Genomic DNA, 24,374 nt, shown 5'->3' on the forward strand with positions numbered 1-24,374 from the left:
CTCTTTGTTGGCTCTGTCCGCAGCTCAAGGGTATCGTTTCGCGTGAAAATTCTAGTTACCGGCGGCGCCGGATTCATCGGCTCGGCAGTCATTCGTCACATCATCTCCAATACCACCGACTCCGTCGTTAACGTCGATAAGCTGACCTACGCCGGTAACCTCGAGTCGCTGGCAGAAGTCAGTCAGGATTCGCGTTACGCATTTGAGCGCGTGGATATCTGTGATCGCGATCAGATCGACCGTGTTCTGCGTGAGCACCAGCCGGATGCAATCATGCACCTGGCCGCGGAGTCTCACGTTGATCGCTCGATTTCCGGCCCTTCAGAGTTCATCCAGACCAACATCATCGGTACTTACACTTTGCTGGAAGCCGCACGCCATTATTGGGCTGCGTTGGATGATGCGCGCAAGACTAACTTCCGCTTCCATCACATTTCGACTGATGAAGTTTACGGAGACCTCGAAGGTCCGGAAGATCTCTTCACCGAAACCACGCCGTATCAGCCAAGCTCGCCATATTCGGCCAGCAAGGCCAGTTCCGATCACCTTGTTCGCGCTTGGGCGCGTACCTATGGCCTGCCAACACTGGTAACCAATTGCTCGAACAACTATGGCCCATGCCACTTCCCTGAGAAGTTGATCCCGCTGATCATTCTCAATGCGCTGGAAGGCAAGCCGCTGCCGGTTTATGGCAAAGGCAATCAAGTTCGTGACTGGCTGTATGTAGAAGATCACGCTCGTGCGTTGTACAAAGTCGTTACCGAAGGTGTGATCGGTGAGACTTACAACATTGGTGGTCACAACGAAAAACAAAACATCGAAGTGGTGCATACCCTCTGTGCATTGCTCGATGAATTGCGTCCGGATTCGGCGCATCGGCCACATTCGAGCTTGATCACATATGTTCAGGATCGCCCGGGTCACGATCAGCGTTACGCAATCGATGCGAGCAAGATCCAGCGCGAACTGGGCTGGACTCCGGAAGAAACCTTCGAAACCGGTATTCGCAAGACCGTTGAATGGTATCTGAACAACACTGAATGGGTTGAGCACGTGAAGAGCGGTAGCTACCAGCAGTGGATCGATCAGAACTATAGCGATCGCTCGAGCAAAGCATGAAGATCCTGCTTTTAGGAAAAAACGGCCAGGTGGGTTGGGAGCTGCAACGTTCTCTTGCACCGCTCGGTGAATTGATTGCCCTTGACCGCAACTCGGGTGGTGATCTGTCCGACTTGGACGCATTACGCGAGACCATTCGCCTGGTCAAACCTGATGTTATTGTCAACGCTGCCGCCTACACTGCGGTTGATAAGGCTGAGTCAGAAACCGAGCTGGCCGACCGGGTCAACGGTGGGGCATGTCAGGTCATGGCTGATGAGGCCATGTTCCTGGGCGCGTGGTTAATTCACTACTCGACCGACTATGTGTTCAGCGGTCAAGGTTCTCAGCGCTGGCAGGAAACTGATCAAGTCGCCCCCGTGAATCACTATGGCGCCAGCAAGCTGGCTGGTGAGCAAGCGATTATCGCATCGGGTTGCAAGCATCTGATCTTCCGCACCAGTTGGGTGTATGGCGCTCGTGGCAACAATTTCGCTAAAACCATGTTACGTCTGGCCAAGGATCGCGAAACCCTTAGCGTTATCGCCGACCAAGTTGGTGCGCCGACGGGTGCAGACCTGATTGCCGACGTGACTGCATCGGCTATTCAGCAGGTCATGCATCGCCCTGAATTGGCGGGCCTATATCACTTGGCCGCCAGCGGCGAAGTTTCTTGGCATGGCTACGCCAGTCATGTGATCGATTTTGCGCAGACAAATGGTGAGGAACTCGCCGTTACGGCGATCAATCCGATTGATACTTCTGCGTATCCAACACCTGCGCGTCGTCCCCTGAACTCCCGATTGAATACTCAGAAACTGCGCGACAATTTTTCTCTACACTTGCCGGATTGGCAAAGTGGTGTAACCCGAATGCTTAGGGAAGTTCTGAACAAATGACCACGACAAATCGTAAAGGCATCATCCTCGCTGGCGGATCGGGAACGCGTCTGCACCCGCTCACGCTTGGTGTCTCCAAGCAAATGCTGCCGATCTATGACAAGCCGATGATCTTTTATCCGCTGTCGGTCCTGATGCTGGCAGGGATGCGCGAAATCCTGATTATCTCCACGCCTGAGGACTTGCCGTTATTCCGCAAGTTGTTGGGCGATGGCAGCCTGTATGGCATCAAGTTGACCTATGCAGAACAACCTACTCCGGATGGTCTCGCTCAGGCGTTCATTATCGGTGAGGAATTTATTGGTCAGGATCCTTGCTGCCTGATCCTCGGCGACAATATTTTCTATGGCCAGCACTTCTCGGACAATTTGCGTTCGGCGACCGAACAGAAGAGCGGCGCGACCGTGTTCGGTTATCACGTTTCAGATCCCGAGCGTTTTGGTGTAGTCGAGTTCGATGCTAAGGGCCGAGCGCTCAGCATTGAAGAGAAACCACTAAACCCAAAATCCAACTACGCAGTAACGGGTCTTTATTTCTACGACAACGAAGTTGTGGAAATAGCCAAGAACATCAAACCGTCTGAGCGTGGTGAACTGGAAATTACCGACGTAAACCGCGTTTATCTTGAGCGCAAGTCCCTCAGTGTCGAAATGCTTGGTCGTGGTTTCGCTTGGCTCGACACGGGCACTCACGACTCGTTGCTCGAGGCCAGTCACTTTGTGCACACCATCGAACAGCGCCAAGGTCTGAAAGTCGCTTGCCTGGAAGAGATCGCTTACCACAACGGCTGGATTTCTGCCGAGCAGTTGGGTGAACAAGCCAACGCGTTGAAAAAGACTGGCTACGGTCAGTACCTCCAGAAACTTCTGGATTCACCTTCGCACTGATTCAAACACCAGTTCCCGTCGAACATCAGCGTTTTTTCAGTGCAGCAGGAATGGCATGCCAGTAAAACGTCCCAAGGTTGCAGTTTTGCTGGCTGCTTATAATGGCATGCAGTGGATCGAGGAGCAGTTGGCCTCGATCCTTGGCCAGTCAGCAGTCGATGTAACCGTTTATATAAGCATCGACCCCTCTACCGACGGTACTGAAGCGTGGTGTGCAGTTTATGCCTCCAATCACCCGCAAGTTCGGGTCTTGCCGCCAGCAGGTAACTTTGGTGGCGCATCTCGTAATTTCTTCCGACTCATCCGCGATATTGAGTTTGAAACTTTCGATTTCGTTTCCTTTGCTGATCAGGATGATATTTGGCACGTAGATAAGTTGCAGCGTGCGACTCATGCCATCCAAAGTCGTCATGTCGACGCCTACTCCAGCAATGTCACGGCTTTTTGGCCTGATGGAAAAACCCATTTGTTGGATAAGGCGCAGCTTCAGGTTGACTGGGACTTTCTTTTTGAAGCGGCGGGGCCTGGCTGCACTTATGTTATGAACAAAAGGCTCGCTGACTCATTAAAGGTGTCAATGATCAGTAATTGGCATCTGTTACAAGATGTCAGTCTGCACGATTGGTATTGCTATTCCTTTGCTCGTAGCCATGGTTTTCTTTGGTACATAGATCCTGAGCCGACGATGGACTATCGCCAGCATGAGCGTAACCAGGTAGGCGCCAACAAGGGGTTGGCGCCATTGCTTGCGCGTTATAAAACTATCCATGACGGCTGGTGGTTCACTCAAGTTCAATTAATTGTGCACTTGGTCGGACAGGATAAAAATCCATTTGTAATGACTTGGCTCAAACTGCGCCGCAGGCAATTAATTAAACTTTCATTCAGTGCCTGGCAGTGTCGCCGTCGGGTAAGGGATAAAGTTTTTTTCTTTTGTATTTGCTGGGTCACTGCGTTGATTGGGAATAAGGCCCAATGACTGCCCTAAAGGTTTTGGTAACCGGGGCGAGCGGTTTTGTCGGAGAAGCTGTGGTTTTCAGGTTGTTGATGGACGGGAAATTTTGTCCGATCGCAGCATCGCGCAGTGCCACCCGCTTAAATGGATTGTGTTCCGTCCAGCCTTTCAATATGAATGCCGATGTTTTGCCTGCGCTGGATGATGTTCAAGTAGTCGTTCATGCTGCGGCTCGGGTGCATGTCATGAATGAAACGGCAGAAGATGCTCTCGCGCAGTTCCGCAAGGTCAACGTGCAAGGAACCTTGAGGCTGGCACGGCGCGCAGCGGAATCGGGAGTCAAACGTTTCATCTTTGTCAGTTCAATCAAGGTCAACGGTGAAGGCACAGTCCCATCCAGACCTTACGAAGCAGACAGTCGGCCGAATCCTGTGGATCCCTATGGCATCTCCAAATACGAAGCCGAAGAAGCGTTGAAGAAACTACACTCCGATACCGGGATGGAGGTTGTCATTATTCGGCCGCCCTTGGTTTATGGGCCTGGGGTGAAGGCCAACTTTCTGAACATGATGATGTGGCTGGATAAGGGTATTCCGCTGCCTCTGGGATCAATCCGCAATCAACGAAGTTTTGTAGCAATTGGCAATCTCGTGCATTTGATCGTCGTATGCATTGATCACCCCATGGCGGCCAATCAGACATTTTTGGTAAGCGACGGCGAAGATCTGTCCACAACGCAATTGCTGCGTCGCCTTTCGGTAGCAATGGGTAGATCTGCACGACTTTTGCCAGTGCCAGCCTGGCTTTTGAAGCTGGCGGCCATCACATTGGGTAAGCAAGCTTTCGCTCAGCGACTATGCGGTTCGTTGCATGTTGACATTAGTAAAAATCGAGAATTAATGGGCTGGACGCCGCCCGTCAGCGTTGACGACGCTATGCGACAGACTGCTGATCATTATCTGGAAAACGTAAAGAGATGACTGTTTGGAGCCTATTACTGGCGGTATTCGTGTTGTCGTGGGTTTTGACAATGATTCTGCGTCGATACGCTCTGGCGAAGAGTTTGATGGATATACCCAATGAACGTAGCTCCCACTCTGTGCCTACTCCAAGGGGCGGGGGCGTTGCGATCGTTGCCGCCTTTCTACTTGTCTTACCAGTTCTTGCCCAGTTGAATCTAATCAACCCAGCTGCGCTCTGGGGGCTCTCGGGTTCAGGTTTGTTGATAGCCGTTCTCGGATTCATTGATGATCACGGGCATATTGCTGCCAGATGGCGGTTGATCGGCCATTTTGTTGCTGCCGCCTGGGCGTTGTACTGGCTCAATGGACTGCCTGCGATCCTGCTCTGGGGTATCAACTTTGATCCGGGATGGATCGGGTGCTTTCTCGCTTTGATTTATCTGGTCTGGATGCTCAACCTCTACAACTTCATGGACGGTATCGATGGATTGGCCAGCGCTGAAGCGATGAGCGTCTGCCTGGGCATGTGTCTGGTTTATTATGTCCTTGGATGCGTTGAGCTGATCTGGCCACCACTAATGCTAGCGGCGGCCGTTGGAGGATTTCTGTGGTGGAATTTCCCTCCCGCGAAGATATTCATGGGCGATGCGGGGAGTGGCTTTCTCGGTATCATCCTAGCCGTCTTGTCTCTCCAAGGAGCCTGGAGCAAGCCTGAATTGCTGTTCAGCTGGGTTATCCTGTTAGGTGTCTTCATCGTGGATGCGACATGGACTCTCGGTCGACGCTTGCTCAGAGGTGACAAGGTTTATCAGGCACACAGTTCGCACGCTTACCAGCATGCTGCTCGAAGTGTAGGTCACAAGAAAGTCACGCTCGCCGTTGTGATGATAAACGTGCTGTTCCTGCTGCCTTTATCGATGTTCGTTGCATTGGGCATGTTGAGCGTAATAACCGCTCTGCTCATTGCTTTTACTCCGCTGATTTATCTCGCTTATCGCTTTGGTGCTGGCAAGGCTTGAAGTCGTAAGGTATCTGTAGCGAGTGGGGCGTTTACAATGTGGATGCAGGCTGTCCGAGCGTCATTCAGTCGGTCAGGGGCTGCACTCGAAAACGGTCAGACATCAAAATGACGAGAAATTATGCAGAATAATCTCACTTGCCAGCCTATCTCGACGACCAGTCGGGTGCGCGGCGAGCAAAAAAATCAGCGTCCCGTAGTAATCTGGCTGACCGGTCTTAGCGGCTCAGGCAAGTCTTCTCTGGCCGATGCGCTTGAGCAGCGGCTCATAGCGAATGGCTTCCACACTTATCTGCTTGATGGCGATAACGTACGAATGGGGCTGTGCAAGGACCTAGGGTTCGGTGATCAGGATCGAACGGAAAACATCCGTCGCGTGGCGGAAGTAGCTAATCTTTTCATGGATGCCGGGCTAATTGTCATTACGTCCTTTATATCTCCGTTCCACCGCGATCGTGCGCTTGCCCGCAGTGTGATTGGTGAGGAGTCCTTTATCGAAGTCTATCTTGATACACCGCTGAGCGAGTGTGAGCGAAGGGATCCAAAAGGCCTTTACAGCAAAGCTCGGCAGGGGCTTATCAAGAACTTCACCGGTATCGACTCGCCCTATGAAGTGCCTGATTCTCCTCACGTCAAAATCGATACACTGACTCATTCAATAGATGATGGGGTGGATACCATCATGGCTTACTTGAAACAATGGAATACCAAGTGAAGCGTTTAGTCATCATTGGCGCAGGCTTTAGCGGGGCAGTAACGGCTATTGAGTTTCTCAAACACGCCCCCAAGGGATCCCGACTCACCATTATCAACCGTTCAGGCAAGATGGCGCGTGGGTTGGCTTATGGAACCAGCAGTCCTGACCACTTGCTGAATGTACCCGCAGGCAATATGTCTGCACTTGTAGGTGATCCCGACTCCTTTCTTGAATTTTGTCGCAATTTTGATCCAGAAGTACATTCCGGTAGTTTTGTCTCGCGCAAAATGTACGGTGCGTATCTGAGTGAGTTGCTGGCTCAGGCTGAAAAAGAGTCTGAAGTCCAATGTTCGCGTATGACGGGCGAGGTCTTGTCAATTGAGCCTTCGGGAACCGGGGCGGTATTAGAAATTCATACCGGAGAGCGGATTGTTGCGGATCATGTGGTGTTGGCATTCGGGAATTTTTCGCCAGCCAAGCCTCAAGGGTTACAAAAACTCGACGAGTGCCCAGCATATTTAGGAGATCCTTGGTCTGCACCCGCTGCCGAGATGAATCAAGAAGCACCCACTGTTTTATTGATTGGAAGTGGCCTGACCGCAGTTGATACTTTGATCTCTCTGCGTCGTACACATCCGGATGCCAAAGTAACTATGGTTTCGCGCCGTGGCTTATTGCCGACTGCACATAGAGTGCGGCTGCCTGCACCTGGATTCAAGACAACGATCTGTGATGACCTGCTTGCCGCCGATCCTGTTGTTTCCGTGTACACCCAGCTAATTCGCAGGGAAGTTTCCCGCTCCCCAGAGCACTGGCGTGAAGTTGTGGCGGCACTCAGGCCCATTACCTCTATTTTGTGGGAGCGCCTGCCTGTTAATGAGCGGAAACGCTTTTTGCGTCACCTGCAACCGCACTGGGATGTTTACCGTCACCGAGTCGCACCGCAGACTTTCAGGATTTTTCAGGAAGCGTTTGCAGCGTCCACTGTCAGTTCGATCGCTGGTCGAATCGTAGCGATTGACATCAAAGGAACGTGTGTCTCAGCGCAAATCAAATTAAGAGGCACTGATAATATTCTCGAGCGTCAGTTCGATCAGGTCATCAATTGTACGGGACCGTGCACAGATGTCTGTAAAATTACTGATCCGTTCATTTCTTACTTACTGAAAGAGTCTGTAATTTGCGCCGACGATCTGCACCTCGGCATCAAAGTTGCTGACGATTACGCAGTTATTGATCGGTCCGGGAAAAGTCTGGATTGGTTAAGTTATGTCGGCCCTATGCTTAAGGCTCATTTGTGGGAAGCCACGGCGGTTCCTGAGCTTCGTCAGCATGCCCGTGCTCTGGCGAGCAAAGTTGTTAAAAGCTTTTCAAAGGATGAACCCGAGGCTGAATAGTAGTTTTCTCTGAACACTTGGAGCCCTCAACCGTCACGCGGTTGAGGGCTTTTTCATTGTTCAGGATCAGACGAGAGTTGATAGCAAAAAAAGACCAATAGCATCTTAAGCTATTGGTCTTTTCAAAAGACAACTGGATGCCGTGAGTTTCCGCATCGAACCTGGAGGAGAAGGGCAGCAACCCATCAATAACCTTCGGTGCTGCCATTCAGTTCTTGAGTTTTCAGAGGATCAATTCTGCACACCGAAACTTGGGTTGCCGAGCGTAAAGCGAGTGCAGTTCTTAACTGCCTCGACATCCACACGAACACGTTTGATGTCAGCTCCTACTGGCCAATTCGGAATTGTTTTCAGGTTGATCAAAGACTGCCCGGTTCGCAACAGCAACCGAGTGCTATGCGCTTCATCGTAGTAGGCCTGCCCATCTTCCATCCAGAACAACTGTAGCGGAACGGTTGGAGAGCCGTCAGTACACGTCAGATTGATATTGAGGTACTGAGCACTGATCCGCGCATCCTTACTGGAGAATGAGTAATCAACGTAGGCGTCATCACCATTGATTTCATACTCATTAACGGACGGTCCGGTTGCCAATTGATTTACTTTGGCGGTCGACGCGATGCTCCCAACCTGGAAATTTTCACCTGTAGGGATCACACTGATTGCAGGCATGCTGCTCGACCAAAGTGACGGCGTCTCGCGCTCAACTACAGTCATAAAAACGTAATCCGGTTTCCACTTTTCAACCAGTTCAGTGAAGTTACCGTCAGGCCCTGTTGCGTTACCCCAATGAATTTGAAGCACTTCGCTAAACGTCGCAGCCATCAAAGGCGACAGGCTGTTCCCAAATGAATCCCTCAGCCATAGCACTTTTTTGTTATTCAATGCACCTTCAGACTTTACAATAAATGCTTTACTGGTAGGACCGACTTCCGGGTTGCCACCCTCAAAAAGAATTTTTTTGGTTTCGAAGTCAATTCTTGTCGTCTTTATCGGCAGGTTGCCAGCATTTATGAGCGGTTCGCTATCGGAAAGACTCGCTGACAGCCTAAGAAAGTTTGCCAAATCACCACCATGTATATTTTTGATTTGTGCAATCCCGTACGCCTCCTCTGAAGGCCATTTAAGTTCGGGGGCAGCTTTTGCAACTTCATAAGCAAAACCCCGAAATGCCAATCCGGCACCCAGCGCATTCCAGTGAGTATCTGTTTTAAAATAAAGATTCTCAGGGTGTGTCTTTTTCGCTGCCAACAGTGTTGGCCTCAGGTCAATAAAGGTCCCTGGCTCGGCTTCAGCAAGAAGCGCATCAGTCGGATTGAACGAGGCTGTCTTAGCCCACGATGGCAAATGTTCAGGGTAAATGCTGCCTTTGTCTGGTCCGATCATGATGCGGAAGACTTTGACGCCTCTATCTGCCAAGAAGGAGTTCCAATTCTTGGTGGCCGCGGCAATTCTTTTCGCAAGAACAATGTCCGAATCTGTCGCGGTACGTCGGTTATTTGATAGGGTTTCGTGGTACATGTCACCCAGATAAAGCCAATCATCCTTGCCGATAATTACCTGTTTGGAATCTATGCTGATACCGAACGGATAGAGTATTTTCGACGTCCACCGGGCAACGAAGTCCATGTTGTACAGAAAAGACTTCTCAGTAAGTTTTATGGCGCTTTTGCTTGGTGCATTTATGATGTTTATTGCTGGAATAAACAACAGTATGAGCAAAATTGATGATAGGAAAATAAGTGCGATACGTTTCATGTCGACGCCATCAAAAGTTGAAGTAAAGAAATACAGAGCTAGTAGCAGCGAGCATGAAACACATCGCTACCGAAAATAGGGCTGCACCGTAAGCCAGCCTCCATTTACCTATCACTCCTTTTGCCATTTCAAGCGAGTTTTTTTGAGCAACAATGATAAACGCCAGAGCAATGGCCACAAAAATTGGCAGTTGACCCACCAGTGTTGCCGGCATGATGTTCAATGCGACATCGGACAGACTGCCTCCCCAAGCCAAATCTGCTACTGGCACGGTAGCCGCTGTGTGTCCAAATGCCGAGCTCACATCAACCATGCCGCTCAGCACGCGCATCGCGTCGTCCATGGTCTTTGCGCGGAAAAATACCCATGTCACATTCACGAACATAAAGGTCAGAAACCAGCCAAGTATCGGAGACATGGGGCGGCGCAATTGTGACCATAAGCGATGGATGACCAGGGCGGCGCCATGCAACGCTCCCCAGATTACAAACATCCACGTTGCACCGTGCCAGAGACCGCCGAGCAAGAATGTGGCGAAGAGATTGATGTAGGTACGAAATTCGCCAGAACGATTGCCACCAAAGGGGATGTAGAGGTAGTCACGCAGAAAATGACTGAGCGTTATGTGCCAGCGCCGCCAGAAATCCTGGATGCTCAGGGCCTTGTAAGGCGAATTGAAGTTTATTGGCAGCCAGATATTGAAGAGTAACGATGCCCCAATGGCCATGTCGCAATAGCCGCTGAAGTCAAAATAAAGCTGGAATGTGTAAGCCAGACTGGTTGCCCATGCTTCGAAGAATCCGAGGCTATGACTACCATCGAATCCCGCAGTGGCCCAGACGGCAAAACTGTCCGCAATGACGACCTTTTTGAATAGGCCGATCGCAAAGATAAACAAGCCCTTGAGGATGTTCGGATACCTGCGCACCAGTGTCCAGCGCGAAGCAAACTGCGGCATTATCTGGCGGTGATGAACAATCGGACCGGCAATCAGATGTGGAAAGAATGTCACGAAGAGCGAGTAATTCAGCAGGTCGTACTCTGCGGTTTCGCCTCGATAGCTATCCACCAGGTAAACGATTTGGGTGAAGGTAAAGAAGCTGATCGCTAACGGCAGCAGGATATGCTGAATGGCGTAGTCAGTGCCGAAAACGGCGTTAACGTTGCCAATCAGGAAGTCGGTGTACTTGAAATACCCCAAGAGCACCAGGTTAGCCACGATTCCAGTTGTCAGAACAACTTTTCTGTTAATCGCGTGATGTGACTTCTTGATATCGTCAAGGGAGGCTTTGTGCGCTTGGGCGAGGCCGGTACCTATCGCGAAGTTCAGGAAAATCGAGCCCAATATGAGGGGGAGGTAGTGAACGTCCCAATAAGCATAGAAAAACAGGCTGACGGCAACCAGCCAGACCTTTCCTGCCACGATTAAACGTCGGTCGTTTAACCAAAAATAGACGAAGAATGAGATGGGCAGAAAAAGCAGAATAAACTGCCACGAACTGAAAATCATGTTGGTTATGCCTGATGGGATGAAGGGAAAGGTCCGGCGATGGCTTTGAGGTCGCCGGAGCTTTAAAAACAAGCCAATCGCAGTATCCGGAATCCTCATCCATCGTACCGATGGTTAATGCCACCACTGGCGTCAGATGAGAGTTTGATCCAGGTACCGCAGTACTCAAGCCCGCAAGATCCTGGAGATCTTATCGATTACTTGAGGATTGAACGCATCATCCCAATCACGAACCCAGTCGAACGATGCCCCTTGAATGCGAGCTTCGCTATCACTGGCGCGCGCCACTGCAGTTTCCAGGGCTTCGGCGATCGAGAACGGATCGGCCTCGCACGGTTCGATGTTTGAGGAAATAGACCGTAACACGTCGGCGGTACGAGATTCATAGGTGTTGGTGACGACGACCTGACCAGCCGATGCCATTTCGAATGGCAGAATACTCGGATGCGGAGCCAGCATCAGGCTCAAGCCGATATCGAATTCACCCAAGGCTTTACCGTAATCGCTCTGCGGAAGCGTTCCGCTCAGTTTCATCACGCGGCCGTGACCCAATTCAACATCGTAGTCAGGACCCAGCGTACCAACACCATAGAATTCCCAATCGCTATCGAACACGCCGTTGGCGATAGCAGCTTTGAGCCCGAGGATGCCGATCTCGAAGATATTACGACGAGCGTGGCCTTCTGGACGTCCGTAAAACAACAAGCGTTTTGTCTCGCGTTTCGCCAGCTGCTCAACCGAAGGCGGTGTTGTAGGCGTCAGGGCGTGCTGAAAAGCAACGTAATGATCCTCCAGCTCTTCGCCTTCGTGGCGCGAGAACACCCCTAGTTGTTTACTGCGGAAATAGTCGGCGAGCAACTCGGTATTGAAAATCACCTTGTGAGGTAGTCGATATACATAACTGCCAATGGCATACAAGGAATCGTGCGGGTGGAAAATTGGTTCATATTCCTGCAAAAAGAAGATGAACTCTTTTCCGATTGCCTTGGCCAAATGGTGCGCTTTGATACACGTCCAGAAGGAATAGCCGACAAATGCGTCGCCTGGAGATATCACCAGCTCGTGCGTCCCTTGCGTAATATCTTCAACTTCAGCAGCGGCGACTGCTTTCTGCAAAGCCGGATTGGAGGCAAGTTTTGAATCCACGGCTTCGCGGTCAAATCGATCAGACTCGGTGAGTAGAATCCTGACCTGAAAACCCTCGGACTGGATTTTCGAGATGAACTGCAGGCAAGCGATATAGCCGCCGAACATGATCAATGGATCCAGTTGCGGCAACAGGACATTCACCCGCGAAGGTGCCAGAGGATCAACTACAAACGGTGGAGCGGAGATTTTTTCTTCCAGCAGGAAAATGTTTCCCAGGCCAACTGGTTGCGTGATACCCGGGTAGCACTTTTCCAGTGCCTGAGCCTTGAGCAAACCTGGGTGCGAGGTTTCATCGGCCTGGTGAACGCGGGCAAGCACCTTGTCTTGCTCGATTTTGTCCTTGGCCAGATTTATTACAGTTTCCTCATTGTGTCGGGGTACGGCGGCAAAGAACCGGCGTACGTTTGCCATGTTGAGGTTACGCACGAAAAAGCCGGGGTTGGCAATGCTGAGTTTTATAAGTTTGTACAACAGACTGATCTTGGCTTGCTGTTTCATAACATCCTTTCCAGATTCTTGCTTGGTACGTTTCTTGAAGAGAGTGCTGAGTGTTCTAAGTGGCTTCGTGGCGCACCAACTTTTGGATTTGTAAATCGCTTCTATCCTTGTGTCACGCTCCAAAATCACTGCGTTACGTTCATTGATCTGCACGTCACGCTCCCATATCACTGCGTTACGCTCATTGATCAGAGCGTCACGTTCCGAGATCACTGCGTTAAACCTATCTATCTGCGCGTCCCGTTCGCAGATCACTGCGTTACGCTCTTTGATCAGCGCGTCCCGTTCCGAGATCACTGCGTTAAACCCATCAATCTGCGCGTCCCGCTCGGAGATCACTGCGTTGCGCTCATTGATCAGCGCGTCCCGTTCGCAGATCACTGCGTTAAACCCATCAATCTGCGCGTCCCGCTCGGAGATCACTGCGTTGCGCTCATTGATCAGCGCGTCCCGTTCGCAGATCACTGCGTTAAACCCATCAATCTGCGCGTCCCGCTCGGAGATCATTGCTTTACGCAGCGCGTCCCGCTCGGAGATCACCGCGTTACGCTCATTGATCAGCGCGTCCCGCTCGGAGATCACTGCGTTACGCTCATTGATTAGCGCGTCACGTTCCGAGATCACTGCGTTAAACCCATCTATCAGCGCGTCCCGCTCGGAGATCACTGCGCTAAACTCAACTATCTGCGCGTCACGCTGAGCTATCATTTCATCACGCTCGATTATTTGCTGCTCGCGATGTGTCAGCTGGGAGTCACGGTCAGTGATCTTTGCCTGCTGTTCCAACAGCAGTGCGTCCAGTTCGGCGACTTGTGCTTCGCGCTTCGACAACGCAATTGAAATTTCTTTAATCTGAGATTCACGTTCTGAAATCACGATGCCGCACTCGGCCAAGTGCTCGTCACGCTTGTAAACCTCAGCTTCGTGCTCAGCTGCCACCTTGGCAAGGTGGTCGAAATGACCCATCTTCAATGGATCAAGCTCTGCAGTAAGTCTGACGAACTCAGTTACGCTGAATTCTGCTGGCACTTTTTTGTCAGGCGAATTCAGAATTTTGAAAAGATCTGTCAAGGCGAAAGGTACGACAATGTCAAATGTCTTGACCTCGAGCATGGCTCTTGCCATTGCGTAATGCACGCAAGTGCCTTCCTCGCTGAGGAATGCCTCGGCTTCAGGAAACACCTTCAGAAGATCGTCTTTGTCAGTGATCTGACCGTAAAGCGGCAGTAGCATGCTGAACTCAAAGAGTACACGAGCGCGTGTTTCTGGTCGATTCCCGCTGGAATTTGCCTCGTTGTCTCTCACCCGGAACTTGACAAGTTTTTCCGGCAGGACGTGGATCTCGTATTTCAGGCAGAGTCTGATCCACATATCAAAATCGGCAAGCTGTGCCAGACCCAAACGGTACAAGCCACAGTCGTCATAGCATTGCCGACGGATAAGCACGCTCGGATGGCAAAGCGCATTACCTTGATCGAAGAATAAGCGCAGCCATTCCTGGCGTGAACGGTTTTCTCGATCGAACACAGAAGAATAGTAATGCGAGGTATCCGGATGGATTGCCCCGTCTTCGTCGATTGCCCGCGCGTTGGAGAATACTGCGCCGACTGACGGGTGGGTGTTCAGAAAGCCTATTTGCTTGGCAAGCTTGTCGGCTTCCCAGACATCGTCGGAGTGGTGAATGGCGATGTATTCACCTTGCGCAACATCAGCAATGGCCTTGTTGATGCCATAGACGCCACGCTTCGATTTGCTGTTTCGAAAGGGTTTAATTCGCGCATCGGCGTAACTGTTGATAATTTCCCACGATTCATCCTGAGACGCATCGTCCCAGATAATCAGCTCGAAATTCTCGTACGTCTGGTTCAGAACGCTTTCAATCGCCGCTCGCAAATATTTCGAGTGATTAAAAGAGGTCAAAATGACGGAGACTGTAGGGGCTTGCAACATGACCATTACCATTGTTTTAGGTGTGTTTTAAAGCGCCTTGGTGCTGAACATGCAATCCTGAAAACACACGTGCGATCTCGTTGTGAGTTGAGCTCACCGTTTTCTCGTTACTTCAAATGCTGCAGTGCCGGTGTATGGCGCGTCAGTCATTCCCAGCTTTCTCGACAACGCTTCAAAATACTTCGCAGGCGAAGCGCAGAAGTCTTCGTATTGGACGACCATCTTCCGAGACTCGGCAACGTGTTTCAGACCAGTCTCAACGGCTTGATTGATGGCGCGAACCTGGCCTAGCGCTTGCTCAGATGGGCTGAGGTGCATCAGTTGCTCTTTTTCCGGGATGTCGAACGAATACCAGGCTTTTTCATCGCCCAGTTGCCGTCTGCGCGCTTCCAACACGGACTCGGCATTCGTCACTTCGTCTCTGACGATATGAACGAAGAGTACCTTATTAAAGACTGAGTCAAGGAAGGGAATGTTGTAGTTGAACAACATTCCCTTGGCTGCAAATGGCTTCTGGAAAACATCCATCATCCCTCGAAGCTCGCTTAGCATGGTCTGGGTATCCATGTTCTGCTTCAACTCTGGGTCGCTCCACACATCGCGTGAAGGTTCAGCGAGAAAGCGGCGCCAGAAATACCAGAATTCGTTAGGGGCCAGAGCGCCCTCAGTCTTGCCGTTCTCGGAGCGATACTGAGTCTGCTGTGCGAACTCGGACAACTCGCCCCGGAAGTCAAACCGCGGATCGGTTAACAAAAGTTGAATTTTGGCGCCGATCACAGGTGCCTGATAGAAGCGCGACAGCAGATTGGTCGGGTACGCAACCAAGCCAGTGTTTGCGAGCCATTGCATAAATAACGTGGTTCCACTCCGAAGAGGGCCCATCACGAATATCACTGGGTGGTCGGCGTCCAAGCTGCCCTGTTGCTTCAACAAGGCTTGTTCAGACGGCTGCAAATCCTTGTTCAACTCCGCGAGGAAATTTTCCAGCAACTCGTTGCGGCGAAATTTGGCCGTACGTTCATCAGACAAGGTCGTACTCCTGAAGCAATTGAGCGCATTGCTCTCGGTCATTGAACATCATCACATCGACGATGGACAAATTGGGCAGAAATTCTTTGCCGAACTGTGAATAGCTGATGGGGCGTGACTGAATGAAGGAAAGCTTCAAGCCATGTGAGGCGAAGGATTGCGCATCATAAAGCGCCTTACCTCCAGCCGTATTGATGTAGTGTGTAGCTCCAAGCTCGCGGCAGATGGCGATTACTTTGTCTTGGCTACGCAGTTCGATATTTTTTTTGAGTGCGGAGGAGATATGCCACTCCGGGCTTAGGTTGAGATAGCCGCATAGAACTCTTAGTTGGTGATCAAGAAACTCCGCCAGATTGCGGTGGTTGTATCTGAGGATTTTTTCGAGCATGGGGAAGACACACTCGAAATAGGGCGCCTTGTTGTAATTCTGCCGAATGCTCTGCAAGATCTTGTGCTGAGTACCAATGTCGACCTGATTGATCATTTTGTTTGGGCTGGCACCCTGCAGCGGCAGTGTGATCAGCTGCTTGTCACCATTGGAGAGAATGTAATTGCGGTTGATCCAGCCACCTTTGATGAAGTTGACGTCGTCGTAAACAACAAATGCATCAACTGCTCGCATCAGCTGAAAGTAGCCAAGATACGGGAACAGGTAAGGTTGCATGATCGCCAGCTTCAAATGTTCCACCTCAGGACTCAAGCACATTCTTGATGCAAGTAGAAATCATCGAGATTTCTTGCTGAGAGAGCGCAGTATAAAGTGGCAGCGACAGGACGCGGCTCGCCAGTGATTCCGAGGTGGGACACAGGCTACGGGTAGCATCATCCAGAAATGGCAGGGTGTTGAGAGAAGGGTGGAAGTAACGACGTGGAAATACGCCGCGTTCGTTCAGGGCTTCTCGTACTGCCATTGCTATTTGATGAGTTTCGAAAACGACAGGGTAGTACGCATAGTTGTAATCAAGCCCACTGACAACTTGTGGCCGTTGTAGTCGAGTACCTGCCAGAAATTCATCGTACCAAGCCGAGCATTGGCGACGCGCCTCGATGATCGAGCTGACATGCGGTAGCATGCTAAGCCCCATGGCTGCATGTAATTCGGACATCTTTGCATTGATGCCCAGATCAATGTAGTCATCCTCGCCCAAATGACCGAACTTGCTCATCAGGAACGCCCCGTCGGCTACTTCCTTATCGCGAAATACGATTGCACCGCCTTCACCCGTATGAAAGAGCTTTGTAGCATGGAAGCTCAGGGTGCTGCAGTCACCGTGATTTAACACTGATTGCCCGTGCAGGCGCACACCGTACGCGTGCGCGGCATCGTAGATGACCTTCAGGTCATGACGGTCCGCGATTTCCTGAATTCTGTCGACATCGCATGGGTAGCCATATACATGCGTTGCCAAAATAGCGGATGTCTTTTCTGTGATTGCAGCCTCGATCAAGTAGGGGTCAATGCAGAAGGATTCAGCGTCCACGTCGACAAATCTCGGCGTGCAGCCCTCCCAAAGGATAGAGTTTGTCGTAGCTACGTAGCTGTAGGGCGTGGTGATGATCTCGCCTAGCAATCCAAGGGCCTTGATAGCCAGTTGTAGTGCCAGCGTGCCGTTGGTAACGAGTTGCAGGTGGGTTACGCCGAGCGCACTGGAGAGCTCTGCGCCGAGTTGCTTCACCAGCGGACCATTGTTTGTCAGCACCCCGGATTCCCACATACCCTTGAGGTACGCGGTATAGACATCCAGTTCTGGCAGGTGCGTTCGGGTAACCGGAATCATGATGCAGTTACAACGAGCAGGATGCGCGAGGATTGGCGGCCTGGATGCACAGGAGTACCCGGTTCAGCGGCGCACCATGTGCCAGCATTTGACAGCTGTAAGCGCCTTGTAACGTTCAGTGTGGACGTGCTCATAGATTCTGCACCTCGATAGTGTTTTCCACATACGCCTTGGCCCAGATACGCCCCGCGGCGCGTCTCTGCACATTGAAAACAATCGCGTCATCAATGACATCGAGAAACTCGGCACTTTGCTCTAAAACCACCGGTTTTGAAATTTGAATCTGAATGCTGTAATTGCCTTCTTGCAAAGGCAGTAGGGTAGTGTAGGAAACAATGTACCGCCCGCCCGCCACGCATTCCAGAAGCGGTAGTCCAGCCGTTCTGAATCCAGCACCAAGAATCTGAATCTTCTTGTCGTCCTGGATGTAGTAGTTGACTGAGCATTCCGTCTGCTCTTCAGCTTCAATATAGATTCTGATGGTTACTTTCTGGTTGAACTCAGCAGCGACCACAGGCTCGCCAGAGGCGTCTATCAATTCCGCAAAGGCAATTCGTACACCACCTTTGCCATATCGGAAGCCGGCGGCGCGACGATCGAACTCCTGGGATTCTTTAAACCCATGAGTGCTGGCGGAGGTCGACAAGACCTCGGTCTTGTCGGCTTTCGGATTTTTTATTTCCGGCAAATATTTGAGCACTTCACTGTTCATTTCTTCGCGGGTGACGCGAATATATTCTTCCGTGAGAGTGCTTGCCTTGCCAAAACTCTTGAGCCTGCCTTGTTCAAGATACGCTGCCTGGGAGCACAGACTGCGAATGCTGCCGATGTCATGGCTGACAAAAAGTACGGTTGCACCGTTATCTTGAATGCGGCGAAGTGCAGTCATGCATTTGGCTTGGAAACTCATATCGCCAACGGCTAATGCCTCATCCACAATCATGATGTCTGGTTGGGACACGATGTTCACCGCAAAGGCGAGGCGGACGAACATTCCGCTTGAATATGTCTTGACCGGTTGTTCGATGAAATCGCCGATATCCGCGAAGCTGGCAACATCATCAAAGCGCGCGTCGGTCTGTTCTTTGGTGAGCCCAAGCAGAGCGCAACTCAAATAGACGTTTTCCCGGCCCGTGAACTCGGGATTGAAGCCAGAGCCGAGTTCAAGCAGCGCCGCGATGCGTCCGTTGGTCTCGATCAATCCACCGGTTGGGTTGAGTGTGCCGCAGATAAGCTGCAGCAACGTCGATTTCCCCCCGCCGTTGCGGCCGATAATACCGACGGTCTCGCCCTTTTTGATTTCGAAGGATATATCCCTCAATGCCCAGAATTCGCGATAGTACTGCTGAGCCTGCATGCCTAAAGTGCTCTGCAATTTTGGCAAAATGAACTGCTTCAGGCGATCACGTGGCGTGTTGTAGATCTCGTAGCACTTGCTCAGACCTTCTATCTTGATAGCGATTTCAGAGGACATCTGCGAACCCCTTTCTTGTCTTCTGAAACAGAGCAAAACCTAGCCAGGCGATAACCGCAGCAGCCAGGGTATAAATTGCCAGCGCGTTCAGGTCGGGCGATTTGCCCCAGTAGAGAATGTCCCTGACCATCTCAATCACGGGCACAAGAGGATTGTAATAAAGGATGTGTTGATACTCGTCGGGCAAGGCGCTGGCCGGATAAAAGATCGGGCTTAAAAACATAAGGACGGATGTTACTACGGCGATCAGTTGGGACACGTCACGCAGGAATACTCCAAGTGATGCCAGTGTCCAGCATAGGCCCATGATGAACAGGGCGAAGGGAATCAGGACCAAGGGCAGGTAAAGTGCCGTGATCATAGGGGCGCCGATGAGAAGGGCATAGGCGACAAGCCACACTGTCACGCTGATTGCAGCGTGATAGAACGCTGCCAGCAACCCCACGAACGGTAGTATTTCCAGCGGATACACCACTTTTTTAACGTAGTTCGCATTGGACAGGATCAGTGATGGTGCCCGGTTTACACATTCGGCGAATAAATTGAAGACGATCAGTCCGGCAAACAACACCAGGGCGAACTCAATTTTTGAACCCTCTCCGCCGGTGCCCCAGCGAGCCTTGAATACGACGCTAAATACAAACGTGTATACAAGAAGCATGAGTAGTGGATTGAAGAATGACCACAGCAAACCGAGCATTGAGCCGCGATACCGGCCTAATACCTCGCGTTTGGCTGAGGCGTGAATTAGCGCTCGATGGCGCCACAGGCTTGCCACCATTTCAACCGGTGTAGCTGGGAAGATACGCATTAACCGACAACCTCGACAAGTGAGTGCCCGCCGGGGTGAATACAGGAAGGGGTGGTTGCTGTTTTAGTGATTTGACCGGCTTGACGACTCATCGAAGCGAGTGTCGGACCACGCATTATGCATCCCGCCGCTTGGATAAACATCGAATATGGCGGTTTGGAGGGTGACAGATACGACATTTTTGAGTTGTCTCTTCAATATACCTGATGCTTAAAAGCCTTTAGCCGCTTTGGGAGGCAGCCGCCACCTGTAGGTCGTGGCTGGAGCTAACTTTATTTGGGGAAATATTCCCAGAGCATAGCCGCTCAAGATTAACAGGACATGGCGTTTCAGGGCTAGCGGTCGTTGCTCAACTGAAGTGTTTCAGAGCTTGGCAAGCGGAAAGGACAGAGATTTTGCTGGGCTTTCCAAAGGCTGTCCCATGCGTGGATGGCCTGAGCCCGATGGTGGCTAATGAGTGGCCGGTATCAGTCGAGCGGCCCTCGCAAAGGCGTGGTTGAAGTTTTGCCAGCAGCTTCCTGAGATCAGGCACGTGACCATGATGTCTGGTGTATGCGCAATTGATTGGTGTCGAGCTCGATCAGAGCGTTCCAATCAATGATCAGGGCTCTTTCGATCAGCAGGTAGTGTTACTCCTGCGAGGGTGAATCAATCTACTGATTACATTTTGTTAATTAAGATCGCTAAAGCCAGGCCTACATTGCCTATGAAAGTCTGACGATAAAAGCGGCTGGAAATCATCATTTTGATTCTGCTGAAAAGTGCGGCATTGCGGCCGCGCTCAAATTGCTTGAACGTCTCCACATTGCGTTCGCTCAAATGCGCGGAAAGAAGCGTCAAGGCGGCGATGTTGGCATCGTTCCATTCTTTCATTGAACCCTGGAACATCCGCTTGACTCGAAGCAGGCGACTTTTGACCGAGGTGTTGGCGCCGATGACGTTTTGCGAATGTTGACGATAATCCAGCGTGGGGGTCGGATCGTAATGGACGTTGCCGTCAGAGCCGGTGATCAACAAATAGGTCCACCAGTCATGACATACCAATGGTGCGGCCGGCGGAGTCATGTTCAGTAGAGAACAGGCTGCCTGATTAATCAGCATCGTGTTGCCGCCAGCCAGATTCTGCATCAACGCGTTTTCGAAGCTCGGAGGTTTGCAAAACAAAGGAGACAGTCCGGCGAACTCACCTGTCTCAGTGACAATTCGAGTGCGTCCGCAATAAAGCGCGGGCGTGTCGACGGGCTGGCATTTCAGCCATGCCACTGCTCGTTGCAGTTTCGTGGGATGCCAGTAATCGTCCTGATCGCAGAAGGCGTAATATTTTTGACGACCGCACGCATGACCCAGCACGGACAGAAAATTGTTTGAAAAACCGCGTCCTGGCCCTTGCAGGATAATCAAGCGATCCTGACCCCAGGCTTCACGGTAGCGCTGCAGGGTTTCGAGGGTGTCATCCGTCGAGCCGTCGTCGGATGCGTATACGACCCAGCGCTCGTGACTTTGAGCAGCGATCGAGTCCAGCTGATCCTTGAGAAAGCTACCGCCATTGTAGGTGCACAGAAGAATCGCCACGCATTCAATTTCTATCGCTGGCTTACTCGTAGCGGCGGCAGGGGAGCAGGAGTCATTTGGCACAGGTCTTACGCTCTTTCCATGGTGGCGAGTAAAGCTTTGATATCACAGCTAGGCTTGTTAGCTTATCGTGTTTGTCCGGGTATTACACGGCATAAGCCGCATCAGGCAGTGGCGTGCCAAAACAGATGTACACGCCGGGAGCAGTTAACGTTTTCGGGTGCGTTCGTCGTTTCAGTGAAACACTTCTCCTCCGCGTTGGTCCGACTCTACGGTAACGCGGCTCATGCGCCTCACGGATTGGAGAAGGTGTGCATTCGTTGACTTCTCATCGGCTATCAAACTCCCCTTGACCGAGAAAGTTTCAGATTCGAGCCGTTCAGATTCTTCAGGTCAATGCGGTATGCTGTCCGGAGCTCGACCGGTAATGCAGCCGCGGAAAGGAGAAGTTTGAGGTGAGCGAGGTATTTATGGACAAAGTCAGGACTTATCTGGTGAATCTGCCCCGACGGCGCAAGCGTCTGATTCAGGTCGCTACCGATGTTTTCCTGGTCTGGATCGCTTTGTGGCTGGCGTTTATCGTTCGTCTGGGAATAGACGACATGTACAACCCGCTAAAAATACATTTTTGGCTGTTCGCTTGCGCTCCGGTGATCGCTATTCCCCTTTTTATTCGCTTCGGCATGTATCGTGCCGTAATGCGTTATTTTGGCAATGACGCTCTTATTGCAATCATCAAAGCCGTTAGTCTTTCATCGCTGATTCTTGCTGTAGTTGTTTACTGGTACAGCAACCATGAAGCCGTAGTACCTCGTTCTATTATCTTCAATTACTGGTGGCTGAGCCTCGTCATCATCGGTGGCCTGCGCCTGTGCATGCGTCAATATTTCATGGGGGACTGGTTCACGGCTGCCCAGCACGTGCCGTTCACCAATCGCGATGATGGCCTGACCAAGGTCGCCATCTACGGTGCAGGCGTTGCGGGCAACCAATTGGTTGCTGCATTACGGATGGGCAGGGTCATGCGGCCTGTGGCGTTTATCGACGACGATACCAATATTGCTGATCGATCCATTTCTGGTCTCCAGGTCTACAAACCCAAGCATATTCAGCAGATGATCGATGTCACGGGCGCGCAGGAGATACTCCTGGCGCTGCCCTCGTCAACTCGAGCACGACGCAGGGAAATCCTCAATTTTCTTGAAGCTTATCCGCTCCACATACGCAGTGTTCCCAACTTCACCGACTTGGCCAGCGGCAGAGTTAAGGTTGAGGATATTCAGGAAGTTGATATCGCCGATTTGCTGGGGCGCGACGCCGTTCCAGCGCAGCCGGAATTGCTGGAGCGCTGCATCAAGGGCAAGACAGTCATGGTTACTGGCGCCGGCGGTTCGATCGGCTCGGAGCTGTGCCGACAGATTTTTTCGCTGGGGCCAACTGAGCTTCTACTGTTCGACCATAGCGAATTCAATCTATATAGCATTCTCTCAGAGTTGGAGCAGCGAAGTACGCGAGAGTCGGCGCCTATCCGTCTGCTACCGATTCTCGGTTCTATCCGGCATCAGGAAAAGTTACTGGATGTGATGAAAGCCTGGCAGGTGGACACCGTTTACCACGCAGCCGCTTATAAACATGTACCGATGGTCGAGCATAATATTGCTGAAGGCGTCCTGAATAACGCAATCGGAACGCTTAACACGGCTCAAGCGGCTTTGCAGTCTGGCGTATCGAACTTTGTTCTGATTTCAACTGATAAGGCGGTTCGTCCGACCAACGTCATGGGGAGTACCAAACGTCTGGCGGAGATGACTCTCCAGGCGCTGAGTCGTGAAGTCGCTCCAGTGCTGTTTGGTGACAGCGCCAATGTGTCTCGGGTCAACAAGACCCGCTTCACCATGGTCCGCTTTGGTAACGTACTGGGCTCGTCAGGTTCGGTCATTCCACTGTTCCACAGTCAGATCAAATCCGGTGGTCCACTGACAGTCACCCACCCGAAAATCACCCGCTACTTCATGACAATCCCGGAAGCCGCGCAGTTGGTCATTCAGGCAGGCTCAATGGGGCAGGGTGGCGATGTGTTTGTTCTGGATATGGGCGAACCGGTGCGAATTGTCGAGTTGGCAGAGAAGATGATCCATCTGTCCGGCTTGAGCATTCGCTCCGACCGCAACCCGCAAGGTGATATTTCCATCGAGTTCACCGGCTTGCGACCGGGAGAAAAGCTCTATGAGGAGCTGCTGATCGGCGATAACGTCGCAGCAACATCGCACCCGATGATCATGACAGCCAATGAAGACCACCTCCCTTGGGAGGTATTGAAGGCCAAGTTAGATGAGTTGCTCATCGCTGTAGAAAAAGACGACTACACCCGCGTCCGCCAACTCCTGCGCGAAACCGTCAGCGGCTACACCCCCGATGGCGAAATTGTCGACTGGATCTACCAGCAACGCCGCCTCGAGCCCTGATTGTTTCACATCCTGTAACGCACGCATTTTTGACTTGCGCCCGTCATGGCCTACTTTTGAAGAGCAGCTTCGGAAAAGCTGCTTTCTCAAATGATGATGGAGCGTCACCTATGCGTACCGGTTACTTTTACTCCTTGATGTTTGCCCTGCTTACAAGTGCCTCGATAGCCGCGATTGCTGCGCCTCTGTCGCCACCGGAGCCAGTGAAGGCGCCAATCGTCATTGACGTTGCGCCGTCTTCACAAAGCGCAAAAATCAATCTCAACGACGCCGACTCGGCAACGCTGCAAAAAGAACTGTCCGGTGTAGGAGAGGCCAAAGCCAAAGCGATTGTTGCATATCGTGAAACAAATGGGCCGTTCGCATCGGTGGACGAGTTGCTGGAAGTGAAGGGTATTGGAAAAGCGATCCTGGATCGCAATCGCGACAAGCTGGAAGTGAACTAAGCTGATTGTTCAACGCCAAGG

At 51.5% G+C, this 24,374-nt stretch carries 19 protein-coding genes; 10 read left to right on the forward strand and 9 right to left on the reverse strand.

Annotated elements, in window-relative coordinates; genetic code table 11:
• Positions 1–42: 42 nt before the first annotated feature.
• From rfbB to ICA16_RS08715, 8 genes are all read left to right on the forward strand, one after another.
• Positions 43–1,119: a dTDP-glucose 4,6-dehydratase gene (rfbB, locus tag ICA16_RS08680; RefSeq protein WP_210553989.1), complete on the forward strand. Its 1,077-nt coding sequence runs from the start codon at positions 43–45 to the stop codon at positions 1,117–1,119.
• Positions 1,116–1,997: a dTDP-4-dehydrorhamnose reductase gene (rfbD, locus tag ICA16_RS08685; RefSeq protein WP_210553988.1), complete on the forward strand. Its 882-nt coding sequence runs from the start codon at positions 1,116–1,118 to the stop codon at positions 1,995–1,997. Before rfbB ends, rfbD begins: the two co-directional genes overlap by 4 nt.
• Positions 1,994–2,884 carry a glucose-1-phosphate thymidylyltransferase RfbA gene (gene rfbA, locus ICA16_RS08690; RefSeq protein WP_210553987.1) on the forward strand — a complete coding sequence of 297 codons (891 nt, stop codon included), beginning with the start codon at positions 1,994–1,996 and terminating at the stop codon, positions 2,882–2,884. The genes rfbD and rfbA overlap by 4 nt, the downstream gene beginning before the upstream one ends.
• Positions 2,885–2,939: 55 nt before the next feature.
• Positions 2,940–3,863 (forward strand): glycosyltransferase, encoded by a 924-nt coding sequence (locus ICA16_RS08695; RefSeq protein ID WP_210700398.1) that lies wholly within the window; start codon positions 2,940–2,942, stop codon positions 3,861–3,863.
• Entirely contained in the window at positions 3,860–4,819 is a 960-nt protein-coding gene (locus ICA16_RS08700) for a UDP-glucose 4-epimerase family protein (protein ID WP_210553985.1), read from the forward strand. Before ICA16_RS08695 ends, ICA16_RS08700 begins: the two co-directional genes overlap by 4 nt.
• A complete protein-coding gene (locus ICA16_RS08705) occupies positions 4,816–5,820 on the forward strand; it encodes an MraY family glycosyltransferase (protein ID WP_210553984.1) in 1,005 nt (334 codons plus the stop codon). Before ICA16_RS08700 ends, ICA16_RS08705 begins: the two co-directional genes overlap by 4 nt.
• 120 nt (positions 5,821–5,940) lie before the next feature.
• Positions 5,941–6,534 carry an adenylyl-sulfate kinase gene (cysC, locus tag ICA16_RS08710; protein ID WP_210553983.1) on the forward strand — a complete coding sequence of 198 codons (594 nt, stop codon included), beginning with the start codon at positions 5,941–5,943 and terminating at the stop codon, positions 6,532–6,534.
• A complete protein-coding gene (locus ICA16_RS08715; RefSeq protein WP_210700399.1) occupies positions 6,531–7,913 on the forward strand; it encodes an FAD/NAD(P)-binding protein in 1,383 nt (460 codons plus the stop codon). The genes cysC and ICA16_RS08715 overlap by 4 nt, the downstream gene beginning before the upstream one ends.
• A gap of 231 nt (positions 7,914–8,144) precedes the next feature.
• Here the strand turns inward: ICA16_RS08715 and ICA16_RS08720 are convergent, their stop codons facing one another.
• The 9 genes from ICA16_RS08720 to ICA16_RS08760 all read right to left on the reverse strand — a co-directional run bounded on the left by ICA16_RS08720 (position 8,145) and on the right by ICA16_RS08760 (position 21,442).
• On the reverse strand, positions 8,145–9,671 hold the full coding sequence (locus ICA16_RS08720) for an alginate O-acetyltransferase AlgX-related protein (RefSeq protein WP_210553981.1): 1,527 nt from the start codon (positions 9,669–9,671) through the stop codon (positions 8,145–8,147).
• 10 nt (positions 9,672–9,681) lie between these two features.
• Positions 9,682–11,181, reverse strand: a complete 1,500-nt coding sequence (locus tag ICA16_RS08725; RefSeq protein WP_210553980.1) for an MBOAT family O-acyltransferase — start codon at positions 11,179–11,181, stop codon at positions 9,682–9,684.
• Between the two features lie 165 nt (positions 11,182–11,346).
• The gene (locus tag ICA16_RS08730; protein WP_210700400.1) at positions 11,347–14,778 is read right to left on the reverse strand and encodes a rhamnosyltransferase WsaF family glycosyltransferase; all 3,432 of its coding nucleotides are present in this window, start codon (positions 14,776–14,778) and stop codon (positions 11,347–11,349) included.
• A gap of 93 nt (positions 14,779–14,871) precedes the next feature.
• Entirely contained in the window at positions 14,872–15,807 is a 936-nt protein-coding gene (locus tag ICA16_RS08735) for a sulfotransferase (protein ID WP_210553978.1), read from the reverse strand.
• Positions 15,800–16,486, reverse strand: coding sequence for a WbqC family protein (locus ICA16_RS08740; RefSeq protein WP_224450887.1), 687 nt, complete (start codon positions 16,484–16,486; stop codon positions 15,800–15,802). The genes ICA16_RS08735 and ICA16_RS08740 overlap by 8 nt, the downstream gene beginning before the upstream one ends.
• A gap of 10 nt (positions 16,487–16,496) precedes the next feature.
• Complete coding sequence (locus ICA16_RS08745) at positions 16,497–17,585, reverse strand: DegT/DnrJ/EryC1/StrS family aminotransferase (protein ID WP_210700401.1); 1,089 nt, start codon at positions 17,583–17,585, stop codon at positions 16,497–16,499.
• Positions 17,586–17,715: 130 nt separating this feature from the next.
• Positions 17,716–19,059: an ABC transporter ATP-binding protein gene (locus ICA16_RS08750; protein ID WP_210553975.1), complete on the reverse strand. Its 1,344-nt coding sequence runs from the start codon at positions 19,057–19,059 to the stop codon at positions 17,716–17,718.
• Entirely contained in the window at positions 19,049–19,870 is an 822-nt protein-coding gene (locus ICA16_RS08755; RefSeq protein ID WP_210553974.1) for an ABC transporter permease, read from the reverse strand. Before ICA16_RS08755 ends, ICA16_RS08750 begins: the two co-directional genes overlap by 11 nt.
• A gap of 660 nt (positions 19,871–20,530) precedes the next feature.
• A complete protein-coding gene (locus ICA16_RS08760; RefSeq protein WP_224450888.1) occupies positions 20,531–21,442 on the reverse strand; it encodes a glycosyltransferase family 2 protein in 912 nt (303 codons plus the stop codon).
• 470 nt (positions 21,443–21,912) lie between these two features.
• Between ICA16_RS08760 and ICA16_RS08765 the strand changes: the two genes are divergently transcribed.
• Both ICA16_RS08765 and ICA16_RS08770 read left to right on the forward strand, forming a co-directional pair.
• The gene (locus ICA16_RS08765) at positions 21,913–23,907 is read left to right on the forward strand and encodes a polysaccharide biosynthesis protein (RefSeq protein ID WP_210554164.1); all 1,995 of its coding nucleotides are present in this window, start codon (positions 21,913–21,915) and stop codon (positions 23,905–23,907) included.
• Between the two features lie 110 nt (positions 23,908–24,017).
• On the forward strand, positions 24,018–24,353 hold the full coding sequence (locus tag ICA16_RS08770; protein ID WP_150615956.1) for a ComEA family DNA-binding protein: 336 nt from the start codon (positions 24,018–24,020) through the stop codon (positions 24,351–24,353).
• Positions 24,354–24,374: the final 21 nt, after the last annotated feature.

The organism is Pseudomonas anatoliensis (assembly GCF_017976235.1).
GTDB lineage: Bacteria > Pseudomonadota > Gammaproteobacteria > Pseudomonadales > Pseudomonadaceae > Aquipseudomonas > Aquipseudomonas anatoliensis.